The following is a 24,316-nucleotide window of genomic DNA, read 5'->3' as shown; positions in this document are numbered from 1 at the left end:
GCAAGAGCGCAGGGACCATGTCCCGACGCACTGCACTAAACGGTATTGGCACGTCCAACATGAATTTCAAGGAATCGAATGGTTACGAATGTAAGCGGTAGTGGTTTTGGTTTGTTAAATCTGTCGGCAATGGCTGCGGCCCGCAGCGGCACCGATGGTAAACTGGCTGCCGCCAGCGGCAAGGAGACGGCGCTCCTGAATCTGTCCAAAGGCGGCTTGTTGCTGGACCGTCGCGACGATTTGGTTACTGCGAGCATGATCGATGCAAGTCTTTACCGTACATACAACTCCCAAGGCGACTTGAGCGATGCTACCCCTGGTCAGCAGTGGAAGCTTGGCCTGGTAAAGCAAGTTCGTCTCCTCGCCACCGCACCGGACGGCCGTCCGGCGACCCTCGGCCGGGTCGACGAGCACGCGAACGTCACCGTGTTCCAGTTCGATAGCGAACTCGGCCGGTACGTCTCCACCGATTCCGCCAATCCGGCCCAGTCGCTGTCCATGAACAGCAGCGGTCAGTGGCTCTGGCGCGATGAGCGTCGCGCGGACGGCGGTGTCTACGAACTGTACGACAGCGCGGCCTATGGCCGCATCGCGGAAGCGGGCGACGCCAGTGGCGCGCAATTGCGCTACAGCTACAATGCAGCCGGACTGGTCGACCAGATCGCCAGTGCCGGCGGCGATGCGACCCATCTTGCATACGACGTACACGGCAATGTGGAAACCCTGCGCTCCGTGCCAGCCGGCGCAACGCACGATGCGCTATCGGTCCACTACGCCTATGACACCCAGCAGCGGTTGGTGCAGGTCGCCACCACGGTTGCGCCAACGTCCGCTGGCGCCACCGATGGCAATGTTTATACCACCAGCTACACCCATGACGGCGCCAGCGCGCGCGTGGCAAGCACTACCCGCTCGGATGGCAGCGTGCTGTCGTTTACATATAGCCTGCACGACGGCGGCTGGAAACTGGCGACCTTCACCGACCAGCATGGCGGCGTCACCGCGTTCGACTATGCTGTGGCCGGGACGACCATCGTCACCGATTCCCTGGGCGCGCAAACGCGCTATGCGTACGATGCCGCCGGCCGCCTGGCGCGTAGCGACGACGCCGCCGGTGTCGCGACCTATTACGACTACGACGCCAACGGCAATTGCGTGCGCGAGCGCGACGCGCAGGGATCGTTGCGCGTATTGCGCGACTTTGCATCGGGTAGTAACGAGCTTGTGGCTGAAACCAAGATCACGCCGGATAGTGCGCAGGCCGCGACCAGCTTGTTTGTCTACAACCGGGCGAAGCAACTGCGTTTTGCGGTTGATTCGCAGGGTGTTGTCGAGCAGTATCGCTACGACAGCGCAGAACGGCGCGAGGCGGCGCTGCGCTACGATGGCGCGCGATTCGCGCTGCCGTTTTCCATGCTGGACTTCACGCAAGGCGCACATGGGTTGACGCTCCCGCCGCAGGCCGACGTCAAGGATGGCACGTTGCGCCTGACCTCCGGCAGCCAGGCCGACCAGGCCAGCCCGGTGATTGAGGATATCGCGCGCCCGATGGGAACCAGCTGGCGCTTCGAAGTGACCACGCCAGCCTTGCTGAGCCAGGACATGCTCAACACCGGTATCGATGCCGGCACCTGGGGTGCGGCCGATGCGCGCCGCCTGCGCGTGAGTTTCGATGGTGACCGCATCACTTGCCAGGTCGGCACTGGCGCCGCCATGCGTTTTCAAGTGCTGGGCCGTGCCTTGCCGGAAACGACCTACGTTCTCGAATTCGATACCAGCGCCGACGGCGCGGCGCAGCTGGCCGTGTACCAGAAGGGCAGCGCGCGCGCGGACGCCTTCATGGTGAGCCAGCAGTTCGGCCTTGTCGACGCGGTGCGCTTGAGCGCCGCCACCTACTGGGGACCAGGCGCAGCGGCCGGCACGCCGGGATCGACCAACACCATCGAGATCGATCATTTCAGTATCCGCAAGACCGTGCAGGAAGCGGAGATGCTGGCATGGCTGGCCAGTTCCGGCAGCGATGGCGAGCCGGTCGCGGTCACGACGCTCGGCTATGACCAGCGCGGCTTGCTGGCATCGATGACCGGCGCGCCGCAGGCATCCGGTGCGGTCGTCGAGAGCCAGCGCGTGCACTATGTGCATGATCAGGCCGGGCAACTGGTTCAGGCCATCGATGCGGCAACCGGTGCGACCGACATGACGTACGACGACAAGGGACGCATGCTGGCATCGGCCGATGGCGAGCAAACGGCGCTGTTCCTTCACGACGCGGAAGGGAGCGATAGCGTCATGGTCATCGCGCAGGCCAGCGCGATGGAACCTGAAGTCGTGGTCCGGGAATCTGCGCAGCGCCGCATGATGACGGTGACCACGGCAAACGCGACGGCGTCAGCGGCAAGCAATGACACGCTCAAGGGTACTGCCGGCAACGACACGCTGGTCGGTGGTTTGGGTAACGATACTATGAGCGGGCTGGGCGGCAGCGATGTCTATGTGTTTTCCAAGGGCGACGGGATCGACCAGATTCAGCTTGCAAGTCATTCATCGGTAATCAACAAGATCAAATTTACCGATGTCACCGCCACCGAAGTGCGATCGATCGAACGACGCGGACTCAATCTGGTCGTCAACTACGGCGTCAGCGATCAAATTACTGTTATCGAGCACTTTTCCGGGAGCTCCGGCTCCTACATGATGGAGCAGATCGAGTTCAGCGACGGCGTCGTATGGGAAAAGGCAGCCATTCTTGATGTCGTAGCGACGCTCGGCACGGCGCTCGCCGATTCGCTGACGGGATATAACGATGGGCGTAACCGTATCGATGCGCTCGAGGGCAACGATAACGTCACAGGCGGCGCACTCGATGATGAACTCAAAGGTAGCGCCGGTAACGACACGCTGCTGGGTGGGGCGGGCAGCGATCTGCTGATTGGCGGGATCGGCAACGATTCTCTCTACGGCGGTGCCGGCAATGACATCTACAGGCTGTCCAAGGGGGACGGCATCGACCAGATCACTCTCAGCGGCACTGATGAAACGGAGACGATTGAATTTACCGACGTCACGTCGACGGAGCTGCGCTCGATTGAACGCATCGGTAACAACCTGGTGTTGAGCTATGGCATCAGCGATCAGCTGACGGTGTACGACCACTTCAGTGGCACCAGCGCCACTTACGCGATCGACCAGATCAAATTCAACGATGGCGTCATCTGGGACAAGGCGAAAATTCTTGCTGTTGTGGCGACCCGCGGCACGGCGGGTGCCGATTCCCTGACTGGCTACAGCGATGGACGCAACCGGATCGATGCGCTCGAGGGCAACGATAACGTCACAGGCGGCGCACTCGATGATGAACTCAAAGGTAGCGCCGGTAACGACACGCTGTCCGGTGGGACGGGCAGCGATCTGTTAATTGGCGGGATCGGCAACGATTTCCTCTACGGCGGTGCCGGCAATGACATCTACAGGCTGTCCAAGGGGGACGGCATCGACCAGATCACTCTCAGCGGCACTGATGAAACGGAGACGATTGAATTTACCGACGTCATGTCGACGGAGCTGCGCTCGATTGAACGCATCGGTAACAACCTGGTGTTGAGCTATGGCATCAGCGATCAGCTGACGGTGAACGACCACTTCAGTGGCACCAGCGCCACGTACGCGATCGACCAGATCAAATTCAGCGATGGCGTGATCTGGGACAAGGCGAAAATTCTTGCTGTTGTGGCAACTCGCGGCACGGCGGGTGCCGATTCCCTCACTGGCTACAGCGATGGACGCAACCGGATCGATGCGCTCGAGGGCAACGATAACGTCACAGGCGGCGCACTCGATGATGAACTCAAAGGTAGCGCCGGTAACGACACGCTGCAGGGTGGTGCGGGCAGTGATCTGTTAATTGGCGGGATCGGCAACGATTTCCTCTACGGCGGTGTCGGCAATGACATCTACAGGCTGTCCAAGGGGGACGGCATCGACCAGATCACGCTCAGCGGCACCGATGAAACGGAGACCATTGAATTTACCGACGTCACGTCGACCGAACTGCGCTCGATCGAACGAATCGGTAACAACTTGGTGTTGAACTATGGCATCAGCGATCAACTGACGGTGTACGACCACTTCTATGGCACCAGCGCCACTTACGCGATCGACCAGATCAAATTCAGCGATGGCGTGATCTGGGACAAGGCGCAAATTCTTGCTGTCGTGGCGACCCGCGGCACAGCGGGCGGCGATTCGATCACCGGATACAACGACGGGCGCAACCGGATCGATGGGCTCGGCGGGAACGATAACATCACGGGTGGCGCGCTCGACGATGAACTCAAAGGTAGCGCTGGCAATGACACGCTCCAGGGTTCGGGCGGCGATGATCTGTTGATTGGTGGAACCGGCAACGACACGCTCTACGGCGACGCGGGAAAGGAAATCTTCAGGCTCTCCAAAGGGGATGGCATCGACTGGGTCAATCTCGGCGGCACTGGCGCGACTGAAACGGAGACGATTGAATTTACCGACGTCACGTCGACCGAACTGCGCTCGATTGTGCGAATCGGCGGCGACCTAGTGTTGAACTACGGCATTAGCGATCAACTGACGGTGTACGAATTCTTCTATGGCAGCACCGGCACTTACGCGATCGACCAGATCAAATTCAGCGATGGCGTCATCTGGGACAAGGCAAAAATTCTTGCTGCCGTGGCGACCCTCGGCACCGCGGGCGGCGATTCGATCACCGGATATAACGACGGGCGCAACCGGATCGATGGGCTCGGGGGCAACGATAACATCACGGGCGGTGCGCTCGACGATGAACTCAACGGCAGCGTCGGCGATGACACGCTGCGAGGTGCGGGCGGCGTCGATCTGTTGATTGGCGGAACCGGCAATGACGTGCTGGAGGGTGGGGACGGCGACGATCTGTTGATCGGGGGAACCGGCAACGACACCCTGACCGGCGACGCTGGAAAGGAAGTCTTCAGACTGTCCAAGGGGGATGGCGTCGATTGGATGAATCTTGCCGGCACCAGTGAGGTGGAAACGGATACGATTGAATTTACCGACGTCACGTCCACCGAACTGCGCTCGATTGAACGCATTGGTAAGAACTTGGTGTTGAACTACGGCATTAGCGACCAGCTGACGGTGTACGAATTCTTCTACGGCAACACCCGCTCCTATGCGATCGACCAGATCAAATTCAGCGATGGCATCACGTGGGACAGGGAGAAAATTCTCGCTGTCGTGGCAACCCCCGGCACGGAGCTTGCCGACTCGCTGACTGGCTATAACGATGGCCGCAACCGGATCGATGGACTCGGCGGCAACGATAACATCTCCGGCGGCGCGCTGGGCGATGAACTCAAAGGCAGCGCCGGCGATGACACCCTGCAAGGTTTGGGCGGCGACGATTTGCTGATCGGGGGAACCGGCAACGACACCCTGACAGGCGACGCTGGAAAGGAAGTCTTCAGGCTGTCCAAGGGGGATGGCGTCGATTGGATCAATCTTGCCGGTACCAGTGCGGTGGAAACGGACACGATTGAATTTACCGACGTCAAGTTCACCGAACTGCACTCGTTCGTGCGAATCGGCAACAACTTGGTGCTGAAATACGGCATTAGCGACCAGCTGACGGTGTACGAATTCTTCTATGGCGACACCGGCTCCTACGCGATCGACCAGATCAAATTCAGCGATGGGGTCATGTGGGACCGGGAGAAAATCCTCGATGTTGTATGGACACCCGGGACGGAGGGTGACGATGTGCTGAACGGGCACGTCCACGGCCGCAACCGGATCGATGGATTCGGCGGCAACGATAACCTGACAGGCGCAGCGTTCAACGATGAACTCAAAGGCGGCTCCGGCAATGACACGCTGAAGGGTTCGGACGGCGACGATCTGTTGATTGGTGGAACTGGCAACGACACGCTCAACGGCGATGCGGGAAAGGAAATCTTCAGGCTGTCAAAAGGGGATGGCATCGACTGGATCAATCTCAGCGGTTCTGGTGAAAAGGAAACGGATACGATTGAATTTACCGACGTCAACTCCACCGAACTGCGCTCGGTTTTGCGAATCGGCGGCAACCTGGTGTTGAACTATGGCATTAGCGACCAGGTGACGGTGTACGAATTCTTCTATGGCAGCACCGGCTCCTACGCGATCGATCAGATCAAATTCAGCGATGGGGTCATGTGGGACCGGGAGAAAATCCTCGATGTTGTATGGACACCCGGGACGGAGGGTGACGATGTGCTGAACGGGCACGTCCACGGCCGCAACCGGATCGATGGATTCGGCGGCAACGATAACATTACAGGCGCAGCGTTCAACGATGAACTCAAAGGCGGCGCCGGCAATGACACGCTGAAGGGGGCAGACGGCGACGATCTGTTGATTGGTGGAACCGGCAACGACACGCTCCACGGCGACGCGGGAAAGGAAATCTTCAGGCTGTCCAAAGGGGATGGCATCGACTGGATCAATCTCAGCGGTTCTGGTAAAGATGAAACGGATACGATTGAATTTACCGACGTCAAGTCCACCGAACTGCGCTCGATCGTGCGAATCGGCAGCGACCTGATATTGAACTACGGCATTAGCGACCAGCTGACGGTGTACGAATACTTCTATGGCAGCGGCACCTACGAAATCGACCTGATCAAATTCAGTGACGGCGTAACGTGGGATAGAGCGATGATTCGCGATGTGGTCATGACGTATGGCACCGCCGCGAATAATTCGATCACCGGATATGACGATGGACGCAACCGTATCGATGCGCTCGGCGGGGACGACAACGTCACGGGCGGCGCACTGAACGATGTACTCAAAGGCGGCGAAGGCAACGATACACTGCAAGGCGGGCGCGGCAACGATTTGCTGATTGGCGGGCTTGGAAACGACCGGCTCAATGGCGACGGCGGCAACGAGATCTTCAGGCTGACGACAGGCGATGGCGTCGACCAGATCTATCTTGCCAACTCGACTGCGCAGGAAATCGATGCGATTGAATTTACCGATGTGAAATCGACCGGTCTGCGCTCGCTAGAGCGCAACGGCAATGATCTGGTAGTGAAGTACGGCATCAGCGACCAGGTGACCATCCTCGAGCACTTCTATGGCACCAGCCGTAGTTACGCAATCGACCAGATCAAATTCAGCGACGGCGTGACGTGGGATACATCGATGATCCGCGATCTGGTCATGACGTATGGCACAGCCGAAAATAATACGATTACCGGCTATGACGATGGCGGCAACCGTATCGACGCGCTCGGCGGCGATGACAATGTCACCGGCGGCGCATTGAACGATGTGATCCAGGGAGGCGAGGGTAACGACACGCTGTCCGGCGCCGGCGGGAACGATAGCGTGCTGGGTGGAAGCGGCAATGACAGCATCGCCGGTGGTGATGGAAATGACACCCTGGCCGGGGGTATCGGCAACGATACTCTGAAGGGCGGAGCCGGTAACGATACCTATGTCTTTGCCATCGGGGACGGCATCGACCGCATCGATGCGGTCGATAACACCGCCGCCATGGACACGATCCGCTTTTCCGACGTCGGATCGACCCAATTGCGCGCCATCGAGCGCGTCGGATACGACCTGGTGCTGAAGTACGGGATCAGCGACGAAGTGCTTATCGCCGACCATTACCACTCGGTGGCCAGCGCGGCGGCAACCTCCAAGATCGACCGGATCATGTTCAGCGACGACGTGATCTGGGACATTGCCAAGATGGGCGCGATGGCGATCAACCATGGCTCCGATAAAGCCGATGCGATCAGCGGGTACGACGACGCCAGCAATCACGTCGATAGCGGTGCCGGAAACGACACGGTCGGTGGCGGCATCCGTAACGACGTGCTCGACGGCGGCCTCGATAACGATGCCTTATCGGCCAATGCCGGCGACGACCGGGTCATGGGCGGCGCCGGTGACGATACCGTCGGCGGCGACGAAGGCAACGACACCCTGATCGGCGGCATCGGCAACGATAGCCTGCTCGGTGGCCGGGGCAGCGATACCTTCGTCCTGTCCAAAGGCGATGGCGTCGATCGCATCACGGCCGAGCATTGGTCGAGCAACGAGATCGATACCATCGAGTTCCTGGACGTCAAGTCAAGCGAGCTGCGGGCGATCGAACGCATCGGCTACGATCTGGTACTGAAATATGGCGTCAGCGACGAAGCGGTCGTGCTGAACCATTTCCATTCCGTCGTCTCGTACGCAAATGCCCAGAAGCTCGATCAGATCAGGTTCAGTGATGGCGTGACCTGGAACCGCGACATGATCGACAACAAGGCGGTCACCCCGGGCACCCTGGGCAACGATACGATCGCCGGTTACGACAACGCGACAAACCGCATCGTTACCGGAGACGGTAACGATGCGCTCCAGGGAGGCGCGCGCAGCGACGAGATCAGTAGCGGCGCCGGCAACGATACCGTGGCGGGCGGAGCGGGCAATGACACGCTCATCGGCGGCACCGGCAACGATAGCCTGGACGGCGGGATCAACAGCGATACCTACGTCTTGTCCAGGGGCGACGGGATCGACCGGATCACGGCCAACCACTGGTCCGAAAACGAGAGCGAGACGATTGCGTTTACCGACGTCAAGTCCAACGAACTGCGCTCGATCCAGCGCGTCGGTTATGACCTGGTGCTGAAATATGGCGTCAACGACGAAGCGATCGTGCTCAACCATTTCCATTCCGTTACCTCCTATGCAAACACGCAGAAGCTCGACCAGATCAGGTTCAGCGATGGCGTGACCTGGGACAGCGCCGAGATCAGCAAGCGCGTCATGACCTACGGCACGGACGGCAAGGATGCGATCACCGGTGTCAGCGATGAAGCCAACCGCATCCTCTCCGGCGCCGGTGACGATAGCGTGGCGGGCGGCGGTGAGGACGATGTGATCTATGGCGGTGGCGGCAACGACACCGTGCAAGGCATGGTCGGCAACGACGAGCTGTACGGCATGGAGGACGACGACGTTATCGATGGCAACCAGGGCAATGACACCCTCATCGGCGGTATCGGCAACGATAGCCTGAACGGCGGCGCCGGCAGCGATACCTATATTTTCTCGAAGGGCGACGGCATGGACCGCGTCATCGATGGCGGTGCGCTGGGCACGACAGACAAGATCCGCTTCGCCGACGTCACGCCGGCCGATGTGATGTCCATCAAGCGCGTGGGTACCGATCTGGTGCTGCAATACGGGGCGTCCGACGTACTGACCATCGCCAGCCACTACAGTTCCTCAAGCGACAACAAGATTGAGGAAGTCCACTTCAGCAACGGCATTATCTGGGACAGGGACGATCTCGATCGGCTCAGCCGCATCACCTACGGCTCCGACGGCGACGACACCGCGCTGGTGCCGGCCGGCTTCGACAACCATATCATTGCCAGGGCGGGCAATGACGTCATCACGATCAAAGGCGGCGAGAACCATCTTGTCGACGCTGGCACTGGCAGCGACGTGATCGATGCCAGGGCCGCCACCTCGGCGGCAGCGAACACGCTCGCCGGCGGCAAGGGCAACGACCGCCTGATCGGCGGCGGCAGCGCCGACAGCTATCTGTTCAACCGGGGCGACGGCCAGGACCGGATTATCGATGCGGACGTGGCCAGCGGCGCAGCCGATCGTGTGGTGTTCGGTGCCGGCATCACACTCAGCCATCTGAAGTTCAGCCGTTCCGGCAACGACCTGGTGGTCCTGGTCACCGATCCGGCCAATGCGGCGGCGAACGACCAGCTCGTCGTGGAAGACTGGTTTGTCTCGCTGGCCAACGGCAAGAACCAGATCGAGAGCTTCGACTTCATGGACGGCAGCAGCACCAGCGCCGCCCAGATCACGCGCATGGGTAACCTCATCAGCGGCGGCATTGGCGCCGATACCATCATCCTGCCGAGCACCGGTGGCAACGTCAGTGCCGGCGCTGGCGACGATCTCGTGCGCTACACGGACACCGCGAACAACACGATCGACGGCGGGGCCGGGAGCGATGTGATCCAGGGGCAGACCGGCGGTTCCGGGGCGTTGGGGGCTGTCAACACTTTCGCTGGCGGCATTGGCCAGGACTACATCTACGCAGGCGCCAGCAGCGACACCTATCGTTTCAACCGCGGCGATGGGGTTGACACCATCTACGACAATGACAACGGCTACGGAACGACCGACCGCGTCATCTTCGGCCCGGGGATCACCCGCGCCAATCTGAACGTGACGCGCAGCGGCTATGATCTCGTGATTGCCATTCTCGACCCCCTGAACGCCAGTCGTAACGATCAGATCGTCATTTCCAACTGGTTCCCGGCTGAAACGAACGGTTCGTCGCGCTGCCAGATCGAACAGTTCTGGTTCGATGACGGCAGCATGATCGGCAAGGCCCAGTTCGCCCTGTCAGGCCCGTATACGAACGACAACACCGACAACGCAACCTTCGGTTCCAGCGGCGCCGACACCATCACCGATGCCGGCGGCAGCGACACGATCGATGGCGGCGCGGGCGACGACACCATCATCGACCAGGGTACGGGCGGCAACACCCTGATTGGTGGCGCGGGCAACGACACTATCGAGGTCAGCCCGCTGTCCTGGGGCAATGTGATCCGGGCCGGCACCGGCAACGACCGCATCGTCAGCGGCGGCAGCCAGGACAGGTACCTGTTCGAGCGCGGCGACGGGCACGATACGATCCTCGACTACGGCAACGCCGACGGGATCCGGAAGGACACGATCAGCTTTGGCGCCAAGATCAGCGCGGCTGATCTGATCGCCGAGAAGGTGGGCGAGCACCTGCGCATCACCTTGCGTGACGCGAACGGCGTAAGGACGACGGACCAGATCACGATTGAGAATTGGTTCAGCAATCCGAATTGCAGAATCGAATTCTTTGCGTTCGGCTCGGGCAGTCCGACGCTGAGCATGGAACAGGTCCATCAGCTCGCGATGCGCCAGCAGGGCCAGGTGGGACTGGAAAATACCGACGCAGCCAACCTGGGCCAGATCACGGTAGGCGGCAGCGCCATCGGCGCGTCCGGTGAGCGGATCAGTCTGAACACAATCAACGGCAACGTGGTCGTGCAAGACATCGACGACAGCCTGAAATCGACCGGCCTCGATATGGGCCTGGTGCGCACCTACAATTCCTACAGCACCAACGCCAATCCATGGGAATTCGGCGTCGGCCGCAGCGTGCGCACCGCCACCCCGGGCGGGGTACCGGTGCGCCTGAACGGCGACGGCTCCGAAAGCGTCTATGTATTGGTCGGCGGATCGCTCTACCGCAGCGTCGACGGCCAGGGCGGCTACGACACGCTCGCCTACGACGCCACCGCCAAGGTATGGACCTGGACCGATGGCGCCAGCGGTATCGTGGAAACCTACTCCGGGGCCAATGGCGGCAGGCTGATGACCGCGCGCGACCTCCAGGGTAACGTGACCACCTATGCATACAACACGCTCGGTCAGCTCGAGCGCATCAGCGCCACCAACGGCGACAACATGCGATTGACCTACCTGGCGGGCGACCTGGTCGAAGCGAGCAGCAACTACACCCTGAACGGCGCCTCCCGCACCAGCACCAGGATGCGCTATGCCTACGACGAATTGCATCGCCTGACCCGGGTCACCACCGACCTGACGCCGGACGACAACATGATCGCCGACAGCAACACCTACTGGACGGTGTACCAGTACGAGCTCAACAGCAATCGGATCTCCAGCATTGCCCAGAAAGATGGCAGCAAGCTGAGCCTGACCTACAAGCGCGACCCTGTCAGCGGGCGCTATGCGGTGGCATCAACCACGGACGGCTTGAACCGGACCATGCGCTTCACCCGTAACGCCGACGGCAACATCACGGAAGACCCGTTCGGTCACAAGGTCAAGTACGCCTACAACAGCTTCGCCCAGGTCGAGAGCGTGACCGATCTGGCCACCAATCAGACCACGCGCGTGTTTTACGATGCGCTGGGCAATGTCAGCCAGACCATCGATTCGCGCGGCGTGACGACCGAGTTCCTGTACGACGGCAACGGCAACCAGACCGCGCGCAAGGTGGACGGCGTGCAAACCACGGTGCGCACCTTCGGCGCGGTGCCCGGCCAGTTGCTCAGCGAGACCACCTACACCACACCGGCCAGCGGCAACCAGGCGCCGGGTGGCGCCCTGACCGCGCGCAACGTCTACGATGCCAGCGGCAGGGTGCGCTTCCAGCTCAGCCCCGAAGGCAGGGTCACCGAGTACCGCTACAACACGGCTGCGGACAACAAGGCCAAGGACGAGCCGGCCTCACGCCGGGTCTACACCGGCGCCACCTACAACGTGGCTGGACTGGCCGAAGCGAGCATTCCTGGCCTGGCCCAGATGCAGGAATGGGCCGGCACGGTGGACCAGTCCGCTGCCGTGCTGAGCGACTACCGCTACGACGCCCGCGGCTTGCTGGCGGCGACGGTCACGTACGAGACGCTCGACGCCTCCGGCGCCGGCATCGGCTCAGGAGCCGTGGAGTACTCCACCTACGACCAGACCGGATTGCTGCTGCAGACGATCGATGCGCATGGCCGCGCGATCAACCGCAGCTACGATGGCCTGGGCCGCCTGCTGCGCACCAGCGACACCAGGACCGGCGACGAAACCCTCAGCACCTATAACGACAGCGGCCACATCACGACCGTGACCAATTACCTCGGCACCACCACGTCGGTGTATGACCGTGGCGGCCAGCTGGTCCAGTCGAGCATGAACGGACCTGGCGTTGCCGGAACCTCATCGTACACCTATGACGGCAATGGGCGCCTGCGCATGGTGCAGAGCCCGACAGGCCAGCGCAACTTCATCCAGTACGATGCTGCCGGGCGCAAGCTGGCCGAGATCGATGCCGACGGCAGTGTTACCGAGTTCTTCTACAATGCCGGCGACCAGGTATCGCGCATCAAGCGCTATGCCAACCGCATCGATCCGGCCAGCCTAGTCGACGCCAACGGCGACGTGCGCGAGCTGCCGCTGCAACGCAGCGCGACGGGCAGCGATGCCGCACTTCCGGCAGCCGACGCCAAGTACGACCGCAGCAGCTGGCTCGTGTATGACAAGGCTGGGCGTCTGCTCGACACCGTCGACGCCTTCGGCCACGTCACGCACAATGCGTACGACGGCGCCGGACGCCTGATCGCCGCGGTGGCGCGCCGCACGCCGGTCGATGTCGGCCAGCTGGCCGGCGTCAACGCACTGGCCAGCGTGACCGACACCAGCTCGGCGGACGACCGCATCACGCGCTTCTTCTACGATGCCGACGGCAACAAGACCGGCCAGCTCGACCCCGAAGGCTACCTGACCGAAATGCGCTACAGCGCCGGCGGGCAATTGCGCGAGACCCTGGTCTACAAGGATCCGAGCCCGGCCGACAAACGCGCCGCCGGAAGCCTGAGCGACTTGCGTCCGGCCGGCCTGCGCCTTGTATCGGGCACGGCCTACCTGTACAACGCGCGCGGCCAGCTGGCCGGCGCCATCGACGGCGAAGGATATCTGACCGAGACGCGCTACGACAACAACGGCAATGTCGCCACGACCTTGCGCTACGCCACGGCGGTCAAGCTGGTGCCCGGCGCGACACTGGCCAGCCTGCGGCCAGGCCCGAGCGAGGCCGACCGCGTGTGGAGCTATACCTATACCCCGAAAAACCAGGTCGAGGTGGCTACCGGTCCGGGCGGCACGGTGATGCGCTACCAGTACGATCGTCTCGGCAACGTGATCTCGACGACCAGCACCACCGGCAACGCCGCCGGGCGCACCGCGCAAAGCCGTTACGACGCCGCCGGCAGGCTGGTGGCGGAATTGGCGTCCGATCAGGTAGCCAAACTGACGGGCAAGGAAAGCGCAGCCGAACTCGACGCGTTCTGGGCCGCGAACAGCGTCAGGCATCGCTACGATGCCGCGGGCAACCGGATCAGCAGCACCGATCCGCTGGGCGGACGCACGCTGTTCTATTACGACGCCGATGGCCGTCTCAGCCACACCGTCAACGCGCTGGGCGAAGTGCGCGGCCAGCTGTTCAACGGCTTGAACCAGCTGCGCGAATCGTTCCAGCTGGCACTCGCCATCGATCCGTACAAACTGTCGTCGCTCCAGGGTGGGCAGAACATTGCCTCCTTCATCAAGCTGTTCAACAGCCTGCGCAGCGCCGCCGACAGCGTCCAGCGCTTCGACTACGACGGGCGCGGCCAGGTGGTCGACCAGACCGATGCGCTGGGCAACCACACCGTGACCGCCTACGATGAATTTGGCGCGGTGCGTGAACAGGACGTTCTGGCCACGGCCGGGTCGACCGCTATCGACGCCGGCCGCGACAGCGTGGTGCGCACGGTGTACGACAAGAACGGACGGGTGGTGGCGCAAGTCAATGGCATCGGTGCCCTGACCGCCGTCAGCTACGATGCGAACGGCAATGTCAGCGAGCGCATCAAGTATGCCAATCCGGTCAATACCGCATGGAGCGCGGCGCAGATCCGCGAGGCCATCGCGAACGGAAGCGTGGCCGATCCGGCCGGCGCCGACCAGCAGCAGCGCTTTATCTATGACGGCCGCGGCCTGGTTACCGCGACGCTCACCGCGGTCAAGGGCAAGGGCAGCAGTCAGCAATGGGCGCTCACTACCCAGAAGTACGACAGCGCCGGACGGGTCATCGCGAGCCGGGCCTACGCGGCCACGATCGCGAGCGGCGCCAGCATCGACAGCGTGCCGGTCAGCGACGCCGATGTGGAAAGCCGTTTCGCCTACGATGCCGCCGGACGCCTGGCGGTGACCGCCAGCGCCCAGCAGCGCAGCGGCGGCATGCCGGTATGGTCGCTCAGCAGCCGCGAATACGACGTCAACGGCAATGTGGTCGTCGAGCGCGCGCTGGCAACCCAGCTCACGGCCCTGGAACCGTCCGCGCAAGCCTTGCTGGCCGCCGTCCAGCAGGCCAATCACACGCGCGCCGACGCCGTGGTGCGTTCTGCGTACGACGAGGCCAACCGGGTCGTTGCCACGGCGACGGCCCAGGGGCCGGCGGCCGATGGCGTCGTCCAGTGGTCGGTCAGCCGCAACACGTACGACAAAGTGGGAAGGCTGGAGACGCGTACCGACCTGGCGAGCTTCCTGCGTACCGAGAGCGTGCCGGGCACGCCGATCGCGACGTGGCTCAACGAGGCGCAACTCGACGTCGCGGCCGACCGCCGCACCACGTTCGGCTACGATGCGCTGCACCGTCTGGTCAGCACCACCAACGCCGAGGGCGCGGTCAGCAAGGTCGTGTACGACACCAAAGGCAATGTGGTGCAAAAGCAGACCACGGCCTTCGTCGACCAGCAGCGGGTGATTCATACCAGCAGCTTGGTGTATGACCTGAACAATCGCGTGGTGTACGGCATCGACGTGATGGGCGGCGTGACGGAAAACCGCTACGACACGCTCGGCAACCTGGTTGCCACGGTGGCCTACGCGAAGCCGCTGGCCGCCACCTTGCCGGTGGGGGCATCGGTAAAATATGTGCAGGACCTGCTGACGCCGAAGCTCGACCCTGGCGCCGAGCCGAAGCTCGAACCTGTGCTCGATCGCAGTGCCCAGTTCGTCTACGACCGGGCAGGGCGATTGCGCTTTGCGATCGATGCCGGCGGTTATGTTACCGAATCGCGCTACGATGCCATGGGACGCGTGAAGACGACCATCGAATACAAGAAGCCGGTGACCTTGCCGGCCAGTAGCGTGGAACAGGAACTGGCCACGCAGATGGCGGCACAGCAAGGCGAGGCCCGCATCAACAGCGTCGAGTACGATGCGCAGGGCAACGCCGTTGCGCGTACCGATGGACTCAAGCAAACCGAGTATTTCCGTTACGACGCGCTCGGTCATAAGATCGAGCATACGAACAAGCTCGGCCGTGTGACTGACTACGAATACAATGCGGCGGGCCAACTGGCGGTCGAACGCACGCCGCCGATTAACGTGGTCGACAATAATCAGTCGGCGTCGACCGTGCGGCTGGAAACCCGGATCGCCTACGATGCCCTTGGCCGGGTCAAGTCGCGCACCGAGGCTGCCAATGTGCCGGCTTACGCCCGTACCACCTCGTACGAGTACGACCTGGTGGGCCGCCAGGTGAAAACCCGCCTGCCGATCGTGGCGGTCTACGATGCGGCGAACGATGTGCGTCCTTCCGTGTCGTCCCTGGCCCCGGTCGAGACGACGCCGGCGACGGCGCCGACCATCACGGTAACCTATGACGCGCTGGGCAATGCGGTCAAGAACGAAGATGTCCTGGGCAACGTCACGCGCAAGGTGTACGACAAACTCGGCCGTGTGCGCTACGACATCGACGCGCTCGGCTACATCACCGGGCGCGAGTTCGATGCCTTCGGCAATGTGACCAGGCTGACCCGCTTCGCCGAGCCGGCATCGGCAAGGGAACGCATGCTGTCGCAGCTGTTGGTGACGATGCTTGGCCGCGCCCCGCAGCCGGCGGAACTCGCCGACTGGATCGCGGCAATGCCGGCCGGCAATAAAGCGGCGGTAGCGCAGGCGATGTTTGACACGCTGGGCACGCAGGGCTTCTATCCCGCCACGATGTCGGACAGCGAATTCATCAAGCAACTGTATCTGGTGACGCTGGGCCGCCTGCCGGGCGAAGAGGGCACCACGTTCTATCTGAAGATGATGCAGGACAAGACTGTCACCCGTGGCGACGTGATTGTCAGCTTCATCGACGGAATCCGCTCCCAACCGGACCTTGCGCGCTTCGAGGACAAGGTCGGGGCCGGTTTATATCCGAACGGCACGCGGCCGGCCGCCGACTTCACGATTGCCGGCGTCGAGAAACAGCTCGCCCTGCGCGAGCACGCGGCCGATCGCGCGATCAGCACCGTGTATGACGCGCTGGGCCATGCCACGCACGTGGTCGAGTCGGCCAGCTTTGTCTACGATGTGCTGGGCACGGGCACGGGCACGGCCGCCGCGCTCGGTGGCGCCGAGATGAGCAAAGTCACGCGCAGCGATTACAACCGGTTTGGTGAAGTGATTCGTCAGCGCGTGTATGGCGGCGACCGGACGACGCAGCGCACGGTGGGAAGCGACACGCGTTATTACTACGATCTGCGCGGCAATAAATCGGCCATGTTTGCAACGGCAAATACGGCAGCGTCGCTGGCCGCCTCGCGCGCCGGCGTCAGCGGCGTGGCCGGTGACGTGGGCGGTTACCTGACCGAAATGCAGTATGACGACGCAGGGCGCGTGGTCGGCATTCGCGAATACGCCACCTTGCTCGATGAAAAGAACGGCTGGCGCGACGATGGCTACGATGCAGTCGGTACGAATGCGAACGACCGTGTCAGCGGTATCAAGTTCGACGATAACGGACAAAAAATCGCGGAAGAGCGGATCGGCGTGATCGTCGACAGCGCGGTGCCGGTACTGACCGACAGTGCGCGCCTGCGCGAGGACGTGGTTACGACGTTTAAGTATGATGCGGTCGGCAACCAGATTTTGAGCACGGATGCGCTTGGCGGCGAAGTGCGCAGCTTCTACGACACGGTTGGCCGGGTGACTGCTGTCACGCGCAAGGCTACTCCGAACGGCAGCATCGTGATGGTCGGCTTCCAGCGCGATGTGTACGGCAACGTGGTGGTGCGCACGGATTACGCCAATGGCGCCAGCGGCGACACGGGCTTGCCGCCGCCGCCAGCGACCGGTGCCGACCGTGATCGCACGACCGTGACGAAGTACAACCGCAACGGCATGGCGATCGAAACGCGCGATGCGGAGGACAAGCTCGCCTATACCTCTTACGATCTGGCGGGAAGGGTGGCCAAGGAGTGGCGCGGCGTGACGACCATGGCCGACCTGGCCAAGACGGGCGAGCGCCGTGTCATGACCAGCTTCAAGATCACCAGCTACGACAAGCTTGGACGGGTCATTGACGTGGTCACGCCGGGGACGATGACAACGTCGCCTGAGTACCCGGCCAAAGCCGAGGTGCTGGGGTCGATGACGCCGACCGAGTCGGCCAGGGTAGAGTGGGCGGGGGAGAACAAGGTCAAGCTGAGCTTTGCCGATCTGGGCAAGGTGGCCATTTACGTGGACCTGGAATACCGGACCAGGCAAGGCATCCTGCGTGACGAGTTCGAACCCGAATTGCACGTGACCAGGGACGGCATCACCGATCCCGCAGTCGTGCGGCGTACGGGTTTTTCGATCGCCGATGCCAGCGCCGCCAACGTGCTGACGTGGACCGACCCGCCGGGGCAAAATCCGAGCGGTATCGGAGATATCCTGAGCGCCAAGGTGTATCTGGTCGATGGCGCGGGCAACAAGGTGTTCAAGTACGAGCTTAATCAGACGCAGCTGGTCACGCACCCCGCCGTGGTCGACGTCGCCGACGAGGCCATGGTCGCGAATCATCAGCAGAACACCTATAACGGGTTCGGCGAGCTCACTGCGCGCAGCCATAACGGAACGATGTTCGAATATGCCGACTATGACGCCAGCGGCCAGGTATGGCGCACCAATGCGGGCGATGGGGTCGACAAGGTCATCCATCACAATATTGCGGGGCAGGTCACGGCGCAAATCATGAGCGCCGCCACGGCGCCGAATGGCGCCACCAGACTGGCCAATTTCTCGTCCGCGCAAAGCCTGCAGACGCTGCTCGACGGGTATTATCCGGTCGATGCGATCGGCGACTTCGTCCGCGCTGAAACGCGCTACGACATGATGGGTCACGTGATCGGACAAGTCGGCTCGGCGCAAACCGTGCCGGGTGCGGCCACGGCGACGGTGCTGGAGGGGGTCAAGTATCTCGATTACACGGTCAAAGCGGTTGCCGAATTTGCCGACTGGCCTGATGATGGCACCGGTTCCCATGGCACCACGGTCCTCTACCACAATGAACTTCAGGTCAGCGTGTCGCTTCCCGCCGGTTCCCCGGCGGCGGATTACATGATCGTCGTCGACTATCTGGAAGTGACCCGGGCCGCCGAGACCAAGGCCGAGGCGCTGCAACCGCATACGTACACACAGATCGTGACGGCTGAGTCGATGGCCGATGGCGTGGCCGATCTGAAATGGACTGGTCACGTCCTGGGCCCCGTCGAAAATATCCGCATCTTTACCCGTTCGCTCAATGGCGAGTGGATCCTGGTTAGCGGACAGGAGCGAGGCACGACCCAGCAGTTCCTGCGCGTGGCGACGCCGCCGACGGCCATGGCCAGCACCCGCCTGCTGTACAAGATGGAAGCGCCGGTGGCAGCGGAGACGGAAACGGTGCTTGCGCAGACCGCATCGCTGGGCGACTTCTTCCTGTTCGACACCAAAGGCATTGCGCCGGGAACGTACAGTTTCCGTGCGCTGTATTCGGACGCCATCGATAGCGCGGTGCAGCACCCGTACGAGAGCGGCACGTTTACCGTGGACGCCAACGGCCGGGTCAGCGTGTCGAGCACGGGCAAGGCGGCCACCGTGGTGCGCCCGACCAGTTACCAGCGGGTCGACCGCTGGGGCAATGTCGTCTCGGTTACCGACCCGCGCGATACCCGCTGGAGCATGCAATACATCTACAACGCCAACAATCAGGTGCTCGACAAGCACACCATCACGGAGGTGGGGGGCACGCTGAAGGTCGTGGGCACGGTCAGCAGCTATTACGACCAGCTCGGCCGCGACGTCGGCAGCCGCGACGCCAGACGCGCTTTGACGCGCATGGTGTACGACACCAACGGCTTCCTGGGTGAAGTGATCCATGCCGACAACGGCGGCGTGCACAACAAATTCAACCTGTTCGGCGAGCGCGTGTCGATGGCCCAGACCGAGGGCGCGACCACTGCCTATGCGTATGACCGCATGGGCCGCCTGACGTCGACCTCGACGGCGGAAGTGGAAGTTGGCGTGGCGTTTCATCACGCGGACGGCGGTGGAATGAATCTCGCGGTGACCACCAGGAAGCTGGTCGACACCTATTATTACGACGAGTTGGGTCGTAAGGTGACCAGCGTGAACGGGGCTGGCGAGCGCTCCACGGCCGGGTATGATCTGGAAGGCAACGTTGTCTGGACTCGCCAGGGCTACCTGGCCGATGCCAACGGCAATCCGGTCACGGGTGCGGCGGGGCGTATCATGCGCATGGCGTACGACGCGTTCCATCACAAAACGGCCGAATACAACGGCAATTTCGACTCGATGACATGGAAAGTTGACGCCTTCGGCAAGGTACTCAGCCATGTCGACCTGGGCAAGGCGACCATATCGTACGCCTACGACGGCATGAATCGCCTGGTCAGGCAAACGTCGACGGAACGCTTCACGACGGTAGGCACACCCACCAGCCTGGGCAGCCAGGATATCCGCTACACGTACGAGGGCGGGCTGCTGACCAAAATTAGCGACGAGGCCACGAAAACGACGACCACCTATGCCTACAACCTGGTCGGCCAGCACGTGCGCGAGAACACGGTTGCCATTGTCGAGAATGTGGCGGTCACGGCGCAGAACAACTTCATCGAGTACGACCAGCAAGGGCGCATGACCCATGTGGCCGACGGCCAGTCCGACGTGGAGATCACCTATGACAAGAACGGCAATCGTACACGGGTGGTGACCAAGTCCATTGATGGCTATGGCAATTCCCATCGGGTGGATGCCAACAACAAGTTCGACGTGATGAACCGGATGACGGTCGCCAACGGAAAGTTCAACGAAAGCGATCCGAATAACCCCCTGATGGGTCCGAACGGCCACGTGATGACGTATAACCTGGCTGGCTGGCGTCTCACCGACAGCTATATGTATTCGGGTCCTGATCGCTACGACCCGAAGCTGACGATGGAGACATTCTCCTACGATGAAGCCGGGCGCTTATCGGAGGTCGAGCGCGATCACGTCATGACGGACATCCGTACCTATGACGGTGCCGGGCGTATCGTTCGCAGCGGCCAGATGAATGGCGTGGACGAAAAAGCGCTGCGTCAGTTCGGCCTGGTGGCGGAAACGCGCACCTACGCCTACGACTCGTCGGGCCAGGTGATCCGCATGAAGTCGCGTCAGGTCGATGGCGTGTTCAAGGACGACCTGTATTACATGCCGCGCTCGGGAGGGGCCGGCGGCTATGACGGCGCCGGCAACCTGGTCGGCTATAGCGTTGTTCCGCCGAAGTTTGCCAATCACACCGATTACAGCTCGCGCTTCGAATTGTTCGAGACTTACAAGGAAGCGCTGGTGACGGGGTATGTCAACGGCACCAGCAGAGACGTGGTCAGTTACTTCGATCAGAACGGCAACGTCAAGAAGATCATCGACAACAGCGATCCTGACAAACCGCTGACGCGTACCTTCATCAACGACGCCCTCGGGCGCGTGTTGTACAAGACGGATGCGAGCGGCATCACGCGCACGATGATCGTCAATGGTGAAGTGATGGGAACGACAGGCCGCAACGTGGGCACGGACGGCTTCGCCAATCCGTACGAGTCGGCGACGTCGGGCGCGAATATCGCGGCGCCGACGATCTTCACCGTGCGCGTTGACGGTGAAAGCCTGCAGGCGATTGCCAGGACGGTCTGGGGAGATGCGAATCTGTGGTACCTGATTGCCGACGCCAATGGTTTGAGTGGCGGCGAGAAGCTCAGTGCCAACCAGTTGCTGAAATTGCCGGCGCGCGTGAACACGGTGCACAACGCCTATGATACATTTGCGCCGTACAGCGCCAGCGAGGCCATCGGTACGACCATGCCGACGATGCCTGCGGCAGCGGGCGCACCGCCCAAATGCGGGCCGGTAGGGGCCATTGTCACCGTTATCGTGGCGGTGGTAATGATGTATGTGATGCCAGCCGGCGCCTCCATTTGGGCGAAAATGGCGATCGCGGCGATTTCCGCAGGGGTCGCCTCTGCCGCTGGACAGGTAGCGGGCATGCTGGCTGGCGAGCAGGAGAAATTTAGCTGGAAAGCCGTCGGAATGGCCGCTGTCGGTGGCGCGGTTGGCGCGGGAATGGCCTTCCAGCCATTTGGCGCCGCGCAACCGCTTGCGAACGGGATGTTCAACAGCGCACTTGCAAATGCGACGATCCAAGCTATTGCTGTCAAGGCGAACGTGCAGGAGCACTTTGAGTGGCGGAATGTTGCCGTGGCGGGCATGGGGCCCGTCATCGGTCAAGTCTTTGGTGGAATTAATCTGGGTTCCAGCCCAATTGGTGTACTTGCGAGTAGGACACTGAGCAGTTTTCTGGGCGGTGTGACGACGGCGGCATTACGCGGAGGCCGTGTTGAGTATGGGCAGATTGCGTTGGATTCGTTCGGCAATGCGCTGGGGCAAAGATCACGGGAAGTAATGCTGCCGCAGGCTGAGGAGCGCCCAACGATTGGATTGTCTGATTCCCAGATGCGCTCGCCAATTCCGGGAATCCCGCCAGCGCTGCAAGATCTGCCTTTCTTGAATGTGCACGGTGTTGATGATGCGGAGAATTTTTCTTTTAATAATGGTATTTCTTCTCCGAGCGCAGCTCCGCAAGCGGATGTTGGCGGCGGGAGCGGAGGCGGCACGCGGAAATCTCTTGATTACGGTAGCCTAACGTTGAATAACGAGACGCAAGCGGCTACAGATACAACCGGATATGTAGAAGGAATGCGGACTGAATCTGGCATGGTCTTTGGAACAAATGGTAAAAGGCCCTCATGGGTCAATCGAAATATCGTGTACCCCCTGCAGAAGTGGCTAAGTAATGACGGAAAATCAACTTCCGACGGGCAGCACGCTTCCGGACATTTCGATAATTCATCTATAGGTCGGCCGAGTCGAATTTCGGCGCAGTTGAACCTGGAGGATACGGAAGCGAAAATGGGCAGGTTGGAGCGGCACGGATTTAACCTGAATATCAATCAGCAGATGGAATATGCTCGCCTCAATAATATTCGAAATAGCCAAGCGAATATTGTTCTAAATATGGGTAACGTGGAGAGCCAAAATGGCGGCGCGGGTATCCGCAAGGATTACTCAGGACATGCGAGAGTTATTAGGTATATTTCTGATAGAGATTTCGCCGGCTTGCCTGATTTTTTCACTACACATGGATCGGGACTGCGTGACGGGCCAACGCATACTGCGGAACTCTGGGCGCACGGTACCCCGGATGGACAGACGGTGGCGAGCATGTCCGCAGGCGAATTGAGTAAACATATTGATGCGACAACTAAAATTGGACCAAATATTAAAAATTTTGTTTGGTGGGTTTGCAATGCAGGGCACGGTACGAATCCAATTGCGATGCAGTATTCTGCATCGCATCCAGGTGTAACGATAAAAGCACCGGATGGTAAACTGTTTGCTTATGGGCCAATTCAGGAAAATGTGCCGTACCACAAGGAGGTGAAGAGTGTCTTTGGGTATACGCCGGATTTCGATACGGCCGGAAATTGGCGATATTTCAAGGATGGTAAGGAGATTAAAGGGCCATGAAACGCTTGGTGAAATTAGGATCAATTTTTGTAATTTTGGGGCTAGCTGTTCTGTTTTTTTCGGGTAATTTTTTTTCTTCATCCTGTTGCGGTAAGCAGCTTTCAAATGATGAGGTTGTTTCGCTTAAGGAATCAGCAGGGCGTGGAGATGTAAAATCGATTTGGAAACTACAGGACGACGCCTCTAATCGTGGCGATGTAGAAGAATCGCTATTTTATTTGCGAAAGTTGGGGGTTGAATTCCGGGTGGGAGAAGCAAGGTATCTATATTTTTCTACTATCGCTAACGATCTTCGACTTTTTGAGCTCCGAAGGAGTGAAGCTGTTGAGCAACTGATGACTGCTGCAAATGAGGGACATGCCACCTCTCAGTTTTTCCTTGCTTTCTATTATGAAAACGGACAATTCGGTTTTCAACAGAATAAGGAAGAGGCTCTCAAGTGGTATGAAGCGGCTGCAAAAAATGGAAGTTACCCGGCTGCAAATAAAGTCAGAGAGTTGGAAATAGGTAGAAAAACGATGGGCAAGTAGGTGTGAAGACTCGTGGGGTCAGGTACACATCCGTAGCTGGCCACTCTTCGAAGCTAGTGTGGTGAGTTAGAAAATCCGCATACAAAAGCGCCCGATGCTCGAGAGTGCCTGAATCGGTGCCCGGTCTGACATGTGGACATGGCGTCATCAGCATCTGTACCTGAATGAAAAAAGCCGCTCCCAATCCCTGTTCACTGAACGGGGTGTCAGGTGCGGCTCTTTTTTAGCTGCTTGGATGGCAGCGCGAAAGCTACTTGATCCGAGAGGACCAGAGCTCG

General features: G+C 60.9%; 2 protein-coding genes. Both read left to right on the top strand.

Annotated features, from left to right (window positions below; translation table 11 throughout):
• Nucleotides 1–78 precede the first annotated feature (78 nt).
• On the top strand, nt 79–23,508 hold the full coding sequence (locus tag CR152_RS33250) for a calcium-binding protein (RefSeq protein ID WP_157778719.1): 23,430 nt from the start codon (nt 79–81) through the stop codon (nt 23,506–23,508).
• The gene (locus tag CR152_RS24665) at nt 23,505–24,038 is read left to right on the top strand and encodes an SEL1-like repeat protein (RefSeq protein ID WP_099879420.1); all 534 of its coding nucleotides are present in this window, start codon (nt 23,505–23,507) and stop codon (nt 24,036–24,038) included. Before CR152_RS33250 ends, CR152_RS24665 begins: the two co-directional genes overlap by 4 nt.
• The last annotated feature ends 278 nt before the right edge of the window (nt 24,039–24,316 follow it).

It is taken from the genome of Massilia violaceinigra, from assembly GCF_002752675.1.
Lineage (GTDB): Bacteria > Pseudomonadota > Gammaproteobacteria > Burkholderiales > Burkholderiaceae_D > Telluria_A > Telluria_A violaceinigra.
The sequence above is the reverse complement of the archived record's forward strand: the minus strand, read 5'-3'. Positions and strand labels throughout refer to the sequence as shown.